Source organism: Rhodococcus sp. NPDC055024 (assembly GCF_053608585.1).
On sequence record NZ_JBSGVT010000012.1, the window covers coordinates 175528 to 192955 of the forward strand.

Here is a 17428-nt window from a genome sequence, read left to right on the forward strand (position 1 = left end):
CCTTACTTCGCTGCGTGAGCGAGTTCGGCGGCCTTGTCGGCGGCCTCGTCCATGGTTGCGACGACCGTGACCAGCGGGTGGTTGGCCTCGGCGAGGATGCGGCGACCCTCTTCGACGTTGTTTCCGTCCAGGCGAACGACGAGCGGCTTGTTGGCCTCGTCACCCAGGGTCTTCAGTGCGCCGACGATGCCGTTGGCAACTGCGTCACACGCGGTGATGCCGCCGAAGACGTTGACGAACACGCTCTTGACCTGTGCGTCGTTGAGGATGACGTCGAGGCCGGCAGCCATGACTGCAGCGGAAGCTCCGCCGCCGATGTCGAGGAAGTTGGCGGGCTTGACGCCACCGTGGTTCTCGCCGGCGTATGCGACGACGTCCAGGGTGGACATGACCAGGCCTGCGCCGTTGCCGATGATTCCGACCTCACCGTCGAGCTTGACGTAGTTGAGGTCGTTCTCCTTGGCCTTGAGCTCGAGGGGATCGGTAGCGTCGCGATCCTCGAATGCCTCGTGGCCGGGCTGACGGAACGCTGCGTTCTCGTCCAGGGTGACCTTGCCGTCGAGGGCGAGGATCTGATCGTCAGGCGTGCGAACGAGGGGGTTGACCTCGACGAGGAGCGCGTCTTCGCCGATGAAGACCTCCCACAGCTTCTGGATCGTCACGGCCGCTGCGTCGAGCACCTCTGCGGGCAGCTTTCCTGCCTCGGCGATGCTGCGCGCGAACGCGAGGTCGACGCCCTTGACTGCGTCGACGGGGATCTTGGCGAGAGCGTCGGGGTTCTCCTCGGCGGTGACCTCGATCTCGACGCCACCCTCTACCGAGCACATGGCCAGGTAGGTGCGGTTGGTGCGGTCGAGCAGGAAGGAGATGTAGTACTCCTCGGCAATGTCACTTGCCTCTGCGACCAGCAGCTTCTTGACGACATGGCCCTTGATGTCCAGGCCCAGGATTGCCTCGGCGTTTGCCACTGCGGCATCCACGTCGGGCGAGTACTTGACGCCACCGGCCTTGCCGCGGCCGCCTACCTTGACCTGTGCCTTCACCATCACGGGCTTACCGATTTCTTCGGCAATCTCGCGTGCGCCGGCGACTGTGTCTATAACACGTCCAGCCGAAGTCGGCACTCCGTGCTTGGCGAAGAGTTCCTTCGCCTGGTATTCGAAGAGATCCATCTGCTCACCGTCTCGTCTGCGTTGTCACCCGCTCGAGGGGTAGGAGCGGGTCTGTTCTGGACTTTAACCAGTTGCCGCGTTCGGTTTGCGCCCGCATTGATGCTATGTGGCCCAAGTCACGCACAATTGCCCAATGAGGCACGCCTCACCGATTCGGCAAGGTGGCCACACCGAATTTGTCAAGCATCAGTCTCACTGATTCTTGCGCTCGAGAACGCTGCAACGAGAAGCAACACTATGCCCGTGGCTGCTGTGATCGCACCCACCCCCACCGTTGCGTCCGATATGCGCGATGACGTGAGCGGCCACTCACTGACGTACACCAGAGCTGCCGCGGCAGATCCGATCAGCAGTACTACGCCCTGTGTCGGCCGCGCAGACGCAGCGATCACCGCGGCGATCACGACGGCGACGCCGACGAGCAGTTGTCCCCAGACGTCAATTCCCCACGGCCACTCCAGAACTGACGCCGCCCTGTACGCGTCGCCTTGATAGAGCGGAAGCGCCGTTCCGATCAAGACCGCGACGCCGCCGATCCCACCGACCAGAAGTACCAGCCGTCTCGAACCGCCGCCTACCGACGTGTCGACGTCCTCACGTTCGGCGCTTCCTGCCAACCAGACGAGCAGTCCCGTCGCCGCGGCGAGTAGAGCCGCCCCGCAGAGGACGAAGGCTCCGGCTCCCAGCCCGACGCCCGGAACGTCCGTCGCGATGACTGCCGACTGCATGACCGCGGCGACTCCCATCACGACCGTTGTCCACAACACTCCGACGGCCGGACGCACCACGGCGGCGCGGCCCGGAACGAAGAGACCCAGCGCGGCGAGCAGCAGTACGGCAGCGGCGAGCAGGACAACTCGAGACGAAAGAATCGACGGTTCCGGGATGCCCGCCGGCAACGACAGGACCGGAAGGGCCGCGCCCAAGGCTGCCACTGCTGCCGTGACAACTGCGCCAATTCCGGCCACGCGGTGGAGTCTGTTCACCCGCGCTTGCGCTGCCCGGGACTGAGCCACCATGGCTGCTTTGAGTGCCCCCTTCGTCGTCTTCGCAGGAGCGCGGACCTCACTGGCGGCGGGAATCGCGTCAGCTTCGCGGCTGGACGCCAGATAGTGCGCTGAAACTCCGATGACGACGATGACCACCGCTGCCAGCGCCCCGACGACGGAACCCGATCCGACCCCGATCCGATCACCGGCCGCGAACCCGGCCACCACCTTGGTGCCGCTGACTGCCAGCGCGCCGAGACCGACACCGATCAGCGCGCCGCAGCCAACCGGCAGCGAGATGGACGTCAACGCCGCCGCGACCGCCACGAGTACCGCGACGCCGACCAATCCCGCACCGACAGCGGTGGCCGCCGCCGAGTCGACGAGTGGTTTCACCAGGAAGATCGGATCCTGCGAACTGAAGGAAGGACCGAACAGGGAGAGCACGAACACCACTGCGGCCAGAATCAGCAGCGCTGTCGGCCACCCACCGATCCGCCCGCCAACGGATCGCCCGTCGAATTCTGCGGCGCGCGCACTGCCGTATCCGTCTCGTTCCGATTCACGATGGACGACCATGAGCCCGAGGACGCCGGACATGACAAGGAGGCCGTGGCCGACGAGCGCGAGGTAGGCACCCGGACCTGCATCGATCGATCCCGCAGATATCGGGCGGAAAAGGTCCAAGCGGTTTGCATCGATTGCGTCGACGAACAACTGGACGTCCAGAATTGCGGCCCCGAGCGACACCGCGCCGATACCTGCCAGGAGTCCACCGGCAAAAGCGGGTCTGCGACTCGAAGCAAGCACTGCAACCAGCGGCACGATGATCACGCAGACAGCGGCGAAGAGTGCTGCAGAAGCAAGAGCACCCGTCGTGTCGATCCCGCGGCCACTCCCGACTCCGACGACGGGACCGGCCGCCACTGCGAGGGCTCCGAGCAATCCGGTTGCCGCCGCGAGGGGCGCCCCCGACTTCACTCGGGGATCGTCGAAACGTGCCTGCGACGTAGTTCCAGGTGTTGTGGACACTCGATCGACGGTAGTGCCTGTGTGGACCGGTGATCCGGTTGTGACACGCTTGATCACGAAACGAGATGATTCGTCCGTTTTGCCCGAATCGACATATTCCCAGGTCAACCTGTGAGGCACGTCACATAATCGGACAGGTTTCCGCTACGGCTTGCGCCCATCGCAATCATTTCGTTACCGTCAGTCGGTCTAAGTCACGGGCTGATCACGAACTCGAGGAGAGAACCGGCATATGCATCACCGCAGCCAGTTCACCGCTAGTAGGTTCTCGAACCCAGCACATGACGAGGTCACGACCACTTATCCAACGCACTCGGCCAGGCGTTACACCGAGACTAAAAGTTCTGAGATCTCTACCGATATGTTCATTCGAAATTCATCCTCCACGTCGTCAGAATCCGACTCTCACGAGTTCGTCGAGTCCGACGTGATCAGCGCTCCCACTTACTCCTCCTCCGCACCGACAGTCGATGTCGAATCTCCGGTTCGCCGCAGCGGTGCCCACCGACTCCCCACCCCTCCTTCCGCACTCAAGGGCCGCGCCGCCGTTCTGGCCGTTGCAGCCGGCGCAGTTGTCGCTGCGGGCCAGGCAGTCATCAACGACGGTTCCTCTTCCGCCGCCGACCACTCGGAAGTTGCACTCGCCAACGAGTCCTCCGCGATCGGCACCACCGCAGAACCGCAGGCCGCTCAGTTCGCGCCGGCCACCTCCACGGCAGCCACCACCGAGGCCGACGCTCCCCAGGTTCTCAACGTTGCAGCGCCGACCGACCTCTCCCAGTTCAGCAACCTGCTTGCCAAGGGCCAGCGTTTCAGTGACGAGCGCGCCGCACGCGAAGCCGCTGCCCGTCGCCCGCTGTTCGTCCTGCCCGCAGTCGGAACCTTCACGTCCAACTTCGGTACCCGCTGGGGCACCCTGCACGCGGGCGTCGACATCGCTGCCCCGATCGGGACTCCCATCGTCGCCGTCGCCGACGGCAAGGTCATCGATTCGGGCCCGGCTTCCGGATTCGGCATGTGGGTCCGCCTGCAGCATGCCGACGGAACGATCACCGTCTACGGCCACATCGACACCTCGACCGTCACCGTCGGTCAGCAGGTCATGGCCGGCGACCAGATCGCCACTGTCGGCAACCGCGGCTTCTCCACCGGCCCGCACCTTCACTTCGAGGTTCACCTCGCCGGCGAGAACAAGATCGACCCCCTCCCCTGGCTCGCCTCGCGCGGCATCAGCCTCGGTATCGAGCAGGACTGATCGCAAGCCCGACACTTCTGAAAAAACTTCCGGCCCGCACCTGAAAAGGTGCGGGCCGGAAGTTTTTGTCTGCCTTCTACAGCTTGACCATCGGCACACCACCGATGAGCATCAACCGCACCTTGCCCGCGCTACCGAAGTCGATGGTGACCGTCGCGGTGGGTCCGGTGCCCTTGGTTTCGAGAACGGTCCCCAGACCGTACTTGTCGTGACTGACGCGATCACCCGTGGTGAGGACCAGAACGTTGTTGCGGCCACGCGCGGCTCCGAAACTGGGAGTCGACGCAGCCTTGCCTGCCCCTCCCCCATAGCCCTGTCCGCCGCCGTAACCCTGGCCGCCCTGGCTGCCGTAGCGGCTTCCGCTGCCGTAACCCGGCCTCCCACTTCCGAATCCACCACCGGTACCCGGATCCTCGCGGCGCCAGTTGATCAGGTCCTCCGGGATCTCCTGGATGAACCGTGACGCCGGGTTCTGGATCGGTTGCCCCCATGCCGAACGCATGATCGCTCGCGTCAGGTACAGGCGCTGCCTGGCTCGGGTGATGCCGACGTAGGCGAGTCGACGCTCTTCGGACAGCTCTGCAGGATCGCCGAGGGCGCGCATGTGCGGGAACTGTCCGTCCTCCCAGCCGGTGACGAAGACGACCGGAAACTCGAGGCCCTTGGCGGTGTGAAGCGTCATCATGGTCACGACGCCGTCGTCGGAGTCCGGTAGTTGATCGGCGTCGGCGACAAGCGATACGCGTTCGAGGAACGCGGCGAGCGAACCCGGATCGGGTTCACCTTCGCGCATGGCTGCCGTTTCCTCGTCGTCCGGATCTATCAGCCCCGCTGCGTTTCGTGCGTCGGAACTGAATTCTCTTGCCACACTGACGAGTTCGTTCAAGTTGTCGAGCCGAGCGCCGTCCTGCGGATCGCTGCTCGCCGCCAGTTCGGCGCGATAGCCGGTTCGCTCGAGCACCGCCTCGGCGACCTCACCGATGTCACCGAGCTCGAAGGGTTCGTCCTCGTCGGCCGCTGCTGTCGGCAGCAGGGCCCGCAGTCCGTCCATCATCTCGAGGAACGACGCGATGGCCTTCTGTGAACGCGTATTGAGCAGCGCCACTTTGCCTTCCGCGCCGTCGCGCAGTGCGGCGGCGAAGCTGATGTTGCGGTGCTCGGAGTGCACGGCGACGCAGGCTTCGGCTCGATCACCGATACCGCGTCGTGGTGTGTTGAGAATGCGTCGCAGGCTCACGGTGTCGTCCTCGTTGGCGAGGACGCGCAGGTACGCGACGATGTCCCGAACTTCCTTGCGTTCGTAGAAGCGAACGCCGCCGACCACCTTGTACGGCACACCGAGTCGGATGAAGATTTCCTCGAGCGCACGTGAGGAGTTGTTGGTCCGGTAGAAGACCGCGATGTCGGCGAACTTGGTCTCGCCCTGGTCCACCAAGCGATCGATCTCCGAGGCGACGAACGATGCTTCGTCGTGCTCGTTGTCTGCAACGTAACCGACGATCAGTTCGCCCTCACCGGAATCGGTCCACAGGCGCTTTTCTCGCCGTCCGGTGTTCTTGGAGATCACGGAGTTGGCTGCCGAGAGGATGTTCTGCGTCGAGCGGTAGTTCTGTTCGAGCAGGATGGTTCGGGCGTCCGGGTAGTCGCGTTCGAACTCTTCGATGTTGCGGATGGTGGCTCCGCGGAATGCGTAGATCGACTGATCGGCGTCACCGACGACACACAGCTCGGCCGGTGCAACAGCGTGGTCGGACTCACCGGCACCGCCGACCAGTTCACGCACCAGCATGTACTGCGCGTGGTTGGTGTCCTGGTACTCGTCGACGAGTACGTGACGGAAGCGGCGACGGTAGTACTCGGCGATCTGCGGAAACGCCTGCAAGAGCGCAACGGTCTCGCCGATGAGGTCGTCGAAGTCGAGTGCGTTCGCAGCACGCAGTCGCTGTTGGTAGTGGCCGTAGACCTTGGCGATCAGTCGCGGCAGTTCCGCCGGATCCTGATCGGCCGCGACAACCGCTTCTTCCGGTCCGACGAGTTCGTTCTTGAGGTTGGAGATGTGCGTGGCGAGAAGCCGCGCGGAGAATCGTTTGGTGTCGAGCTCGAGGTCCTTCGAGATCATCGTCAGCAGTCGACGCGAGTCGTCGGAATCGTAGATCGAGAAATTCGAGTTGAGACCGGGCAGGAGCGCCGCCTGTGCCCGCAGGATGCGAACACAACTCGAGTGGAACGTCGATACCCACATGGCGTTTGCGCGCGGTCCGACAAGCGCGGCCACACGCTCACGCATCTCGGCTGCAGCCTTGTTGGTGAACGTGATGGCCAGGATCTGGCCGGGAGTGACGCCCCGTTCGGCCAGCAGATAGGCGATGCGACGCGTCAGCACTGCCGTCTTGCCCGAGCCGGCACCCGCGACGATCAGCAACGGTGAACCGGTATGGACCACGGCCTCGCGTTGCTGCGGGTTGAGTCCCTCGAGGAGGGCGTCCGAACCCGCGTCGTGTCCCCGCGCGCCGCCCCCGTCGTGATGGGAATGTCCGTCGTGCTCACCGAGTGCTGGGTACGTGTTCATCGCCTGTCCACGCTACCGGCGTCCACCGACACGGTCGTCAGTGCGTCCACCTGCTGGTAGAGGCACTTGGATTCCTTGTGTCGAACATGGCAAACTGGACGCTATGTTCAGCATTTCCGTTCGCGACAACACGGCCGACCCTGTCGGTCCGCTGTGGCGTTACTTTACGTGCCCCGGACCTCGGTGCACGTGATCTGAACAGCTCACCCGCCCCTGGTCCGAATTGGATCCGGGGCATTTTCGTCAGTGTGCCTGGATCGGTAACGACCCGAGCCGAGACCACGATCCACGCAGTAGGAAGAGGAGACGAATAGCAATGAGCACCCAGGCTGCAGCACCCAATGGAAATACTGTAAATACCGTAAATACTGCTCCGACGGACGTCGAGATCCCCCAGAGTGAGGCGGAGATCGACGAACTACGGAAAGAAATCGACCGTCTCGACGCCGAGATCCTCGCGGCCATCAAACGCCGCTCCGAGGTCTCCCAGATCATCGGCCGCACCCGGATGGCATCGGGTGGTCCGCGTCTGGTGCACAGCCGGGAGATGAAGGTCCTCGAACGGTTCAACGAGCTCGGCCAGGAAGGCCACACTCTCGCGATGCTGCTCCTGCGTCTGGGCCGAGGACGCCTGGGCCACTAGCGCACACGCCGATCATTCACGAACGGCCACATCGGATGCCTCTGGTAGTCCCGATGTGGCCGTTCGCGTGTGTATCAGCTCTCGAGCGCGATGTACTTCGTGTCGAGGTATTCCTCGATCCCCTCGGTCCCGCCCTCGCGGCCGAATCCGGATTCCTTCACACCACCGAACGGCGCTGCCGCGTCCGAGATCACTCCGCGGTTGACGCCGATCATTCCTGATTCCAGAGCGTCGGAAACGCGAAGTGCACGGTCGAGATCCTTCGTGAAGATGTATGCGGCCAATCCGAATTCGGTGTCGTTGGCGGCCGCGATTCCCTCGTCTTCGGTGTCGAAACCGGTGATTGCGGCGACGGGCCCGAACACTTCTTCCTTCAGAATCCGTGCGCTCGCCGGAACGTCGGCTAGCACCGTGGCGGGATAGAAGTACCCTTCACCACCTGGCGCTTCGCCGCCCAGTCGCACCTTTGCCCCGGCGTCCACCGCGTCTGCGACCAGCTCTGCGACGGTGTCGAGCTGATCCTGGTTGATCAACGGCCCGAGCTTGGTCTCCGGGTCAGTCCCCGGTCCCATCGTGAATGCCGCCATCTTCTCGGTCAGTTTGGTCGTGAACTCTTCACGCACCGCGTTGGCGACGTGGAAGCGGTTGGCGGCAGTGCAGGCTTCGCCCCCGTTGCGGAGCTTGGCCAGGACCGCGCCTTCGACGGCCTTGTCGACGTCCGCGTCGTCGAACACGACGAAGGGTGCGTTGCCACCCAGTTCCATCGACGTGCGGAGCAAGCGCTTCGCGGACTTCTCCACGAGCATCTTGCCGACGCCGGTGGACCCGGTGAAGGTGAGCTTGCGCAGTCGCGGGTCGTCGATGAGCGGGCCGGTCACTTCACCGGATTTCGACGTCGGCAACACCGAGAGGACACCGTCTGGCAGCCCTGCCTCGGCCATGAGCTGGGCGAGCAGCAGCATCGTCAACGGGGTCTCCGAGGCGGGCTTGACGATGATCGTGCATCCGGCAGCCAAGGCCGGTCCGATCTTCCGGGTACCCATCGCCAACGGGAAGTTCCAAGGCGTGATGGCCAGACACGGTCCCACCGGCGCCTTTGTGACGAGGATCCGGCCGTTGCCCGCCGGCGCCGGTGTGTAGCGCCCGCCGATGCGAACGGCCTCCTCGCTGAACCACCGGAAGAACTCCGCCCCGTACTTCACCTCGGCGCGGCTTTCGGCGAGCGCCTTACCCATTTCGAGGGTCATCAGCAGCGCCACGTCCTCGGCGCGCTCGGTGATCTTCTCGAAGACGGCTCGCAGGATTTCCCCACGCTCGCGCGCAGGTGTGCTCGCCCACTTCGGCGAGACCGCCACTGCTTCGTCGAGGGCGCGCAGCGCGTCCGCTGGGCTCGCATCGGCGACATCGGTCAACGGTTTCCCGGTCGCCGGATCCGACACCGGAAAGGTCGCGTTGTTCTCCGCGGGCACGAACCGGCCGCCGACGAACAACTGGGTGGGAACTGATCGAATGAATTCGAATGTGTCCATAAGTTCCATGATGCTCGCCGCAGGCGCGTACGTCTGCGGGCGAGTAAGACTCGCGAGGAAGTTTCCAGCCCGTGCCACTAAAGTCGATGATCGTGAGCACTGATATCACCGGAACCTCAGCCTGGCAGAAACTGCGCGCTCATTACGCCGACATCGAAGGCGTTCACCTGCGAGAACTCTTCCAGGACGATCCAGCCCGAGGGCGAGAGCTGACGATCGACGCCGGTGATCTTCACATCGACTACAGCAAGCATCGTGTCAGCCACGAGACTCTCACGCTGCTCGTAGACCTTGCCCGCGAGGCCGGCGTCGAAGCACGACGCGACGCGATGTTCGCGGGTGATCACATCAACACCTCTGAAGACCGCGCCGTGCTGCACACAGCGCTGCGTCTGCCGAAGGATTCTGCTCTGACCGTCGACGGTCAGGACGTCGTCGCGGACGTTCACGAGGTTCTGGACGCGATGGGCGCTTTCGCGTATCGCGTGCGCAGTGGCGAGTGGACCGGCGCCACCGGCAAGCGCATCCGTACCATCGTCAACATCGGTATCGGCGGTTCCGACCTCGGGCCCGTGATGGTCTATCGCGCGCTACGGCATTACGCCGACGCCGGAATCAGCGTCCGGTTCGTCTCCAACATCGACCCTGTCGATCTGGTCGGGCAGCTCGACGACCTCGATCCGGAGACGACGCTCTTCATCGTCGCGTCCAAGACCTTCTCCACCCTCGAGACGCTCACCAACGCGACTGCGGCAAAGCGTTGGCTGTTCGCCGGCCTGGGCAGCGAAGACGTCTCCGCCGTAGCCAAGCATTTCGTCGCAGTCTCCACCCACGGTGACCGCGTGGCGGAGTTCGGCATCGACACCGCGAACATGTTCGGTTTCTGGGATTGGGTCGGCGGGCGCTACTCGGTCGACTCGGCGATCGGCTTGTCGGTCATGTGCGCCGTCGGACCCGTCCGTTTTGCGGAGTTCCTCGACGGTTTCCACCAGATCGACACGCATTTCCGAAACCAACCGCTCGAGCAGAACGCGCCGGTACTCCTCGGTCTCATCGGGCTCTGGTACTCCAACTTCTTCGGAGCTCAGTCCCGCGCAGTTCTGCCGTACTCCAACGATTTGTTGCGCTTTCCCGCGTACCTGCAGCAGCTGACCATGGAATCCAACGGCAAGTCGGTGCGCGCCGACGGCTCACCGGTAACCACGTCCACCGGTGAGATCTTCTGGGGCGAGCCTGGAACCAACGGGCAGCACGCGTTCTATCAACTCCTGCATCAGGGCACCTGGCTCGTGCCTGCCGATTTCATCGGGTTCGCGGAATCCACCGACGATCTGCCGACGGCGGACGGCACGGGATCCATGCACGATCTGCTCATGAGTAACTTCTTCGCTCAGACCAAGGTTCTCGCGTTCGGCAAGACGGCCGAAGAGATCGCGTCGGAGGGCACGGCACCAGAGTTGGTGCCGCACAAGGTGATGCCAGGCAACCGGCCTTCGAGCACCATCTTGGCGAAGGAATTGACACCCTCGGTGGTCGGTCAGTTGATCGCCCTCTACGAGCACCAGGTATTTGTCGAAGGTGCCGTATGGGGTGTCAATCCGTTCGATCAGTGGGGCGTCGAACTCGGCAAGACGCAGGCACTGGAACTTGGGCCTGCACTGTCCTCCGATAAGGCACCCGGCGACCTCGGCGACACATCTACCGATGCTCTGGTGCAGTGGTACCGCAAGGAGCGCGGACGGGCCTGACTTCACGCGGCGGCTGGGCCGAACCAACTCCCCGTTGTGTACACACGCCCGGATCGGTCGACGAGCCGAGCGCGAAGCTCTTGCTGTTCAACCCATTTGATGGCACTGATGCCTCGGATCAATGCTGCTTCGCTCGCGGCGTACGCCCACACTGCGTCATCCGCGATCACCGAGACTTGCGCCCACTCCGTGGAGGGTCGCTCCTGGTTGGGTTCCCAGGTGGGCAGCTCTACCGCCCGCGCCGTCGCCATCGCGGTTCCGTTGATCAGCTCGACTTCTTCGCTGCCCGGCACCGGAATCTGCCAGCCACCGGCGGGCGCATGGCCGGCAGTGGCGATCACGTCGCCGATCCGGACGGCGACGCCACATTGCAGTTCGGCAGCGACGATCTGCGCGGCGCGATCGACTGTGTCCGCCTTGGCAACTCCGGTGATGTCGAATGACGCACCCCACGGCGCGTACACCACGTCACCGTCGAGCTGAACGTCCTCGAACGTCGGGGTGGGATGCACCGGAGGGATGGATTCGTCCTCGGAGTAGTTGTCGGCAAGCGGATTGACTGCACCGCCGGTCATACGGGCCGCCCACAGCGCTGATCGCAGCAGAGCCGACATACGTCGTGTCACTTTGACCGGAGTTCCCTGAGCGAGATTCACGGCGTGAATCTCGGCGTCGCCCCGGCGAAGGTCGCACACTGTCTCGGTTTCGTCGATGGCAGCTGCGATCAACGCGTGCGCAGTGGGCAGCGCAGCGCCCTCGGTGACATCCACCTCCACGGCGGAGTCCCACATCGCCCACTTCTCGACACTGACCATGCCAGTCCTGCCCTTCAAACACCGCGTTGTAACCAGTATGCGCCGGTCAACAAGCCCCGTGCCACAAGCCGCTGATCCAGGTCGAGGCAGGCGTGGTGCACGGTATGCAGCATTTCGACAGCCGAGAGGGACAGGACGGGAACGAATCGGAAGATCTGTGCGACAGAATTGCCACCTGTCACCGTCACCCTCCGTGCGGCCCTGACGGGCGTCTTACTACAACGGATGCCGGCTACTACGGACTCAGAAGCTATTCCGGCTCGAAAGATACAGAGACGACACTCGACGTGTCCTGCCGGGGGCACCGCACCGCGAGACCTGTTTGTCATCGCCGAAGGCTGCCGAATCTGTCCCGGGCACAGGCCGACGGCGCCGACAGCACCATGCGAAATACTAGCGACCGACGAGATGTACTGTGTTCCAACATCGGCCACATACCGATCGGACGCTTTTCGGAAGGCATCGACGTCGATCGGTGCAATTGAGGACACCTGACCTACAGCTCGACGCGCCCGCCTGCCCACTCGCGACTGAAGATAAGTACGCCCCGTTACTACTCGCGGGCGTCGACTCGATCGCCAAGTAAGGACGGCGCGCCAACACCCGCGGAATGCAACTCCCGTCGCCCGCCGACAGTTCTCGCGCGTTACAGACTGGCCGTACATGCATCGACCCTCATGGATAGGACCGGCCGAAAGAACCTGCAGCGCAACGGGGTAACCACCGCCATTTAGCTTATACGCCACCCTGGCACAGCTTGGCAAAACGAACGGTCAGTACGCGGTGTAAATCACATACTTTGCAAAGTCTTTGGAATGTCGCCGCACCAAATATCCGCAGGTGAAAGAACTTTCGACCGGAGTCCAGAATAACCGTGTCGTCTAGTATGTGAAAACTGCGAAGTAGCTGTGACGCTGGGTCACGCTCGAGGGAGGAATTGTGACCGATTCATTCAAGGACCGCTTGAACGCCTTGTACCCGGCCACAGCCCCAAGACTGACGAATGCGCAAGTTGTGGAAGCCCTTTCACAACGAGGATGCAAGATTTCGACACCGTACCTCTCGCAACTCCGAAGTGGAGTGCGCACAAATCCGTCCGAGCAAGTCGTTTTGGCATTGGCCGATTACTTCGGCGTTGCCGCCGAGTACTTCTTCGGTCCAACGCCTCGGCACGATCCCGAACTGATTCCGGAAGAAGACCGTTCGGTTGTCGAAGAGTTCCACGACAGCGAATTGCGTTCTCTGGCCATAAAAGCGGTTGATCTCTCCCCTGAATCGCAAGATCTGCTCTCGTCCATTGCGGAGAAACTTCGCTCGTCCGAAGGACTCCCGGCCGTCCCCCCGGATTGCAGCACGTACACCCCACCGTTCACGCGCGACTAGTCGTGGTGAAGGTCAGCGAGTCAGATCAGCGAGTCAAGCGGCCCAATAGTGCCGAGGCGGTGCCGATTCCGAACAGCGCTGCCCCGATCAGCACGCCGAAGTCGACGGCGTAATCGGTCGGCATTCCGATGAGCAGACCCCGCAGCGCTGACACCTCGTAGCTGAGCGGGTTGATGCGGCTGAGCCACTGAACCCACGTCGGCATGAGTTCGACCGGGTACAGAGCGTTGGACGCGAAGAACAGTGGCATGGTGATTGCCTGCCCGATGCCCATCAATCGATCTCGTTTGAGCACGATTCCCGCGATCGCGACCGACAGGCAGGCAAAAAACGCGGAGCCCAGCACAACGACGACCACGACCCCGAGCAGTTTGAGCGGGTTCCACGTCATACTCACACCCAGCAGTGCCGCCACGATGACGACCACCACTGCTTGGGCGACAGCGCGGATACCGGCGGCGAAGGCCTTACCGGTCACCAATGCAGCGCGCGGGGTCGGCGTGACCATCAATTTGGTGAGGACTCCCGCGTCACGCTCCCAGATGATCTGGATTCCGTAGAAGATCGCAACAAAAAGAGCGGACTGCGCGATGATTCCCGGCGCGAGAAAGTCGAGATAGGGGACGTCGCCAGTCGGGATCGCTCGGATATGACTGAACGTCTGACCGAAGATCACCAACCAGAGGATCGGCTGTATTGCGCGCGTGACCAATTCAGACCGATCGTGCCGCAACTTCTGCACTTCCACGAGGCAGAATGTGTAAATTCTCGACAGCAATCGAGCAAAACCGTTGCTAGTGGGATCAGCCCAAGCGGCGCGCTGTGCGACGGGCGGTGCGGACATCGCGTAGACCTCCTGACTTGTCTGCGGTGAGATCGTCGCCGGTGTAGTGACGGAACACGTCTTCGAGAGTGGCGTCCGGTCCCAGTTCGGCGGCCAACGCGCTCGGCTCGCCCACTGCGCGAAGTTCACCGTGATGCATCAACGCAACACGATCACACAACTCGTCGGCTTCTTCCATGTAATGCGTAGTGAGCAGGACGGTCATGCCGTACTGCCTCTGCATCTCTGCCACTCGCTGCCAGACGGATTCGCGGGCAATGGGATCCAATCCCACCGTCGGCTCGTCGAGCACGAGCAGCGACGGTCGGTTCACCAGTGCCTGCGCAAGTTCGAGCCGTCGCACCATACCGCCGGAGAAGCTCGACGCGAGACGATCCGCCGAATCGAGCAGATCTACCATCTCGAGCGCCTGGTCAACGCGCTCGCGTCGTTCGGACCGCGGAACGTCGTACAGTCGCGCGAACCAGGTCACGTTCTCGCGTGCGGTCAATGCGCTTTCGATCGAGAGCTGTTGTGGCACGTACCCGAGATAACGCCGAATGGTCATCGCTTCGCTGCGAACGGATCGGCCGAGAATTCGAATGTCACCCTCCTGCAGGGGAAGCAGGGTGTTGAGCAATCTGATTGTCGTCGTCTTTCCTGCACCGTTGGGACCCAACAGGCCGAAGCATTCCCCCGCGTTGATGACCAGACTCAAGTTGTCCACCGCGCGATGATCGCCGAAATTGTATGTTACCGAGTCGATCTCGACCGCGGGCGCGCCAGGGTCAGGCACGTGTGCCGCCCGGCTCTTCCACCACTGTGTCAGCATCTCACTGCCCCTCGCCTTCTGATCCGGCTGCTGCCAGAGCGCTCGCCAATCGAGACAGGGCCGGTAGCGCAGCCTCGATACTCGTCCTGTCTTCTGCGGTCAGAGTCGACAATGCCTGACCGACAATCACACTCCGTCGATCACGCCACACCTCGACGCGGGCGCGCGCCTCGTCCGAAAGCACCAATCGCGCGACGCGGCGATCGGCCTCGTCGGCGACGCGTTCGATCACTCCCTCGTCGACTAGCTGACGAACCAAGGTGGACACCGTATTTGCCGCGACACCCAATCGCCCGGCAGCCTCGGCCACGGACAGGCCCGGGTTGCGTCGTAGCAACCTGACGAGTTCGATCTGGGCGCCGCCGAGCGGTCGTTCCGCAAACGGCCGCCCCGATGCCTTCCTGGTGCCCCGGCGCAATTGACCGAGCGTCTCCAGGACGTCATCCGCAAAGCCTGATCCGGTTTCATCCACAACCTCACAATAGCTCTGCAACAGAGCTATTGTCGAGAGGTCGGCTTACGCGGTGTAAGAACTCATGTCGTAGACCGTGTAATCGTCCACGGAAGTCGGGGTGAAGTGGGCGTGCACCCACGTGGTGATGTCGGAGTGGCCACCTCCCGCTCGCGCATTTCCGCCGACCCTTCCGCCGCCTCGATCACCACCCTCTTCCGGAGCCTGAGACTGAGACTGTGTCTGCGTGGGCTCGACAAAGTACGTGACACGGTGGTTCGTCACATCCGAGACGAACTCGGCCAGGGTGGGCGCCGGGTCGTTACTGAAACCACCGATCGCCATCACCGCTGTGTTGCTTCCCAATTCCAAAGTTGCTGCTGCCGAGGACCTGTCAATTGCCGCTGACCATCTCGTGGTTGTCGTCCGAAGCATCGAATCCAGTGCGGAACTGTCAGCGCCACCCCCGAATCCACTACCACCGAATCCGCTGCCGCCGATTCCACTAGCACCGACGGACTGACCGTCTCGAGAACTGTTCTGCGCCTTCGGCCCTACCGCAGGGCTCCCACCGGTGTGTGGCTGTTCGAACGTCGCCACCGCGTATGCCGTGCCACCACCGAGACCGCCGATCAGTGCGCAGGCGATCAACAACGGCGTGAGAACCCGTCGCCGCGAACCAGAAGTGACGACGAACCCTACCGAGCCGATGAGGACTGCAGCCAGCAGCACCCACCGAAGCTCGGGCAGCCAGCCCGAATTACGTTGGAGAAGAACGTATCCCCAGACTCCGGCCGTCAGGGTGATTGCCGCCAACCCGATTCGTCCGAGCAGGCGCTCGCGGATCGACCACATCTCAGCAACACCGATGCCGACCAGAGCAGCGATGGCGGGTGCGATCGCCAATGTGTAATACGCGTGGATCGTGCCACTCATGAAGCTGAAGACCAGCGCATCGACAATCAACCACACACCGAAAATCAAGACACCACCGCGGATCACGTCTGTTCGAGGCCGTCGCCCACGACTTACGAGAACCAAGACGAATGCGAGCAACGCAGAAGGTAGCAACCACGAAATCTCGTATCCGAACTCACCGGTGAAGAGACGGCCGATACCCGGAGCGGCGTTGCCCATTCCCCCACCGCGGCCGCCGGTTACAGCGTCGAGTGCATCCGGCGCCGGACCGGATCCCCCGCCCTGAGCCCCTCCGCCGCTTCGACCGAGTATTCGCGCAAATCCGTTGTACCCCAACACCAAATTCATGAAATTGTTGTCCGTCGAGCCTGCCAGGTAAGGACGCGCGTCGGCGGGCCACAGCAGGGTCAAGATGACGAACCACCCGGATGCGATCATCATCGACACCAGCGCGCCCACAAGGTGGAGGAGCCTTCTCGGCAACGAGGTAGGTGCCACGACGAGGTATGCAATCGCCAACGCCGGCATCACCATCAGTCCTTCGAGCATTTTCGCCAGAAACGCAAAGCCCAATGCGACCCCAGCCCACGCCAGCCAACGTGGACTCGCTTTCTCCAATGCACGGACGGTGCAGTATGCGGCCGCGGTCATCAGCAGAACCATCACCGCATCGGGATTGTCGAACCTGAACATCAGCGCGGCAACCGGAGTCAACGCCAAGACCACTCCAGCCAGCAACCCTGCCCACGCGCCCGACAATCGCGTGACGGCGCCATAGATCAGCGCCACGGCGCCCACAGCCATCAAGGCCTCGGGAATCAACATGCTCGCGCTGCTGAAACCGAACAGCTGCCCGGACAGTCCCATTGCCCACTGCGAGACCGGAGGCTTGTCGACAGTGATGAAGTTGGACGTATCCAACGAGCCGAACAGCAAGGCTTTCCAATCCTGGGACCCGGCTTGCGCTGCAGCCGCATAGAACGCGTTGGCATTGCCGTTGATCGAGATGTTCCAGATATAGGCGATCGCAGTGCCGACGAGAAGTACAGCCAGAGCGATGCGTCGCCACATATTCTCGGCGTGGGATCGCGGCCCTCCTGCTGCCGGAGGTGCGGAGAGCGATTGATCGCTGGTCTGGGTCACACCACACTGTCCGACCACAACCTGGCCGTCCGCTGGCACGGTCCTGGCAGTTTCCTGTCAGACACCCGACTTCCTGTCAGGTCTGCCCTCGCCCGCACCGCGTTTTCAGCTCGTCCGCAACGGGTA

General features: G+C 62.9%; 13 protein-coding genes. 4 read left to right on the forward strand and 9 right to left on the reverse strand.

The genetic code is table 11. From position 1 onward, the window contains the following. Positions 1-2: 2 nt before the first annotated feature. Entirely contained in the window at positions 3-1172 is a 1170-nt protein-coding gene (gene sucC / locus ACWF6P_RS23800; RefSeq protein ID WP_452622730.1) for an ADP-forming succinate--CoA ligase subunit beta, read from the reverse strand. Between the two features lie 179 nt (positions 1173-1351). Next, positions 1352-3193, reverse strand: coding sequence for a hypothetical protein (locus ACWF6P_RS23805; protein ID WP_452622731.1), 1842 nt, complete (start codon positions 3191-3193; stop codon positions 1352-1354). Positions 3194-3425: 232 nt separating this feature from the next. Between ACWF6P_RS23805 and ACWF6P_RS23810 the strand changes: the two genes are divergently transcribed. Then, the gene (locus ACWF6P_RS23810) at positions 3426-4448 is read left to right on the forward strand and encodes a M23 family metallopeptidase (protein ID WP_378446405.1); all 1023 of its coding nucleotides are present in this window, start codon (positions 3426-3428) and stop codon (positions 4446-4448) included. A gap of 76 nt (positions 4449-4524) precedes the next feature. Here the strand turns inward: ACWF6P_RS23810 and pcrA are convergent, their stop codons facing one another. Then, positions 4525-7017: a DNA helicase PcrA gene (gene pcrA / locus ACWF6P_RS23815; protein WP_378532599.1), complete on the reverse strand. Its 2493-nt coding sequence runs from the start codon at positions 7015-7017 to the stop codon at positions 4525-4527. Between the two features lie 316 nt (positions 7018-7333). On the opposite strand from pcrA, the gene ACWF6P_RS23820 reads away from it, so the two are divergent. Further along, entirely contained in the window at positions 7334-7660 is a 327-nt protein-coding gene (locus ACWF6P_RS23820; protein WP_019744757.1) for a chorismate mutase, read from the forward strand. A 74-nt stretch (positions 7661-7734) separates the two neighbouring features. Here the strand turns inward: ACWF6P_RS23820 and ACWF6P_RS23825 are convergent, their stop codons facing one another. After that, on the reverse strand, positions 7735-9189 hold the full coding sequence (locus ACWF6P_RS23825) for an NAD-dependent succinate-semialdehyde dehydrogenase (protein ID WP_378532597.1): 1455 nt from the start codon (positions 9187-9189) through the stop codon (positions 7735-7737). A 92-nt stretch (positions 9190-9281) separates the two neighbouring features. Here ACWF6P_RS23825 and pgi point away from each other — a divergent pair, with 92 nt between their 5' ends. Further along, a complete protein-coding gene (pgi, locus tag ACWF6P_RS23830) occupies positions 9282-10937 on the forward strand; it encodes a glucose-6-phosphate isomerase (RefSeq protein ID WP_452622732.1) in 1656 nt (551 codons plus the stop codon). 2 nt (positions 10938-10939) lie between these two features. Here pgi and ACWF6P_RS23835 read toward each other — a convergent pair whose 3' ends face one another. After that, on the reverse strand, positions 10940-11752 hold the full coding sequence (locus ACWF6P_RS23835) for an FAD:protein FMN transferase (RefSeq protein WP_452622733.1): 813 nt from the start codon (positions 11750-11752) through the stop codon (positions 10940-10942). A gap of 939 nt (positions 11753-12691) precedes the next feature. On the opposite strand from ACWF6P_RS23835, the gene ACWF6P_RS23840 reads away from it, so the two are divergent. Continuing rightward, on the forward strand, positions 12692-13135 hold the full coding sequence (locus ACWF6P_RS23840; protein WP_378446399.1) for a helix-turn-helix domain-containing protein: 444 nt from the start codon (positions 12692-12694) through the stop codon (positions 13133-13135). Between the two features lie 25 nt (positions 13136-13160). On the opposite strand, the gene ACWF6P_RS23845 is transcribed toward ACWF6P_RS23840, so the two are convergent. From ACWF6P_RS23845 to ACWF6P_RS23860, 4 genes are read right to left on the reverse strand one after another with little or no spacing between them, the layout of a single operon-like run. Beyond that, positions 13161-13979, reverse strand: a complete 819-nt coding sequence (locus ACWF6P_RS23845; protein ID WP_452622734.1) for an ABC transporter permease — start codon at positions 13977-13979, stop codon at positions 13161-13163. Continuing rightward, positions 13939-14790 carry an ABC transporter ATP-binding protein gene (locus tag ACWF6P_RS23850; protein WP_452622735.1) on the reverse strand — a complete coding sequence of 284 codons (852 nt, stop codon included), beginning with the start codon at positions 14788-14790 and terminating at the stop codon, positions 13939-13941. Before ACWF6P_RS23850 ends, ACWF6P_RS23845 begins: the two co-directional genes overlap by 41 nt. A 1-nt stretch (position 14791) precedes the next feature. After that, positions 14792-15262 (reverse strand): MarR family winged helix-turn-helix transcriptional regulator, encoded by a 471-nt coding sequence (locus ACWF6P_RS23855; RefSeq protein ID WP_452622736.1) that lies wholly within the window; start codon positions 15260-15262, stop codon positions 14792-14794. Between the two features lie 45 nt (positions 15263-15307). After that, on the reverse strand, positions 15308-17302 hold the full coding sequence (locus ACWF6P_RS23860; protein WP_452622737.1) for an ArnT family glycosyltransferase: 1995 nt from the start codon (positions 17300-17302) through the stop codon (positions 15308-15310). Positions 17303-17428: the final 126 nt, after the last annotated feature.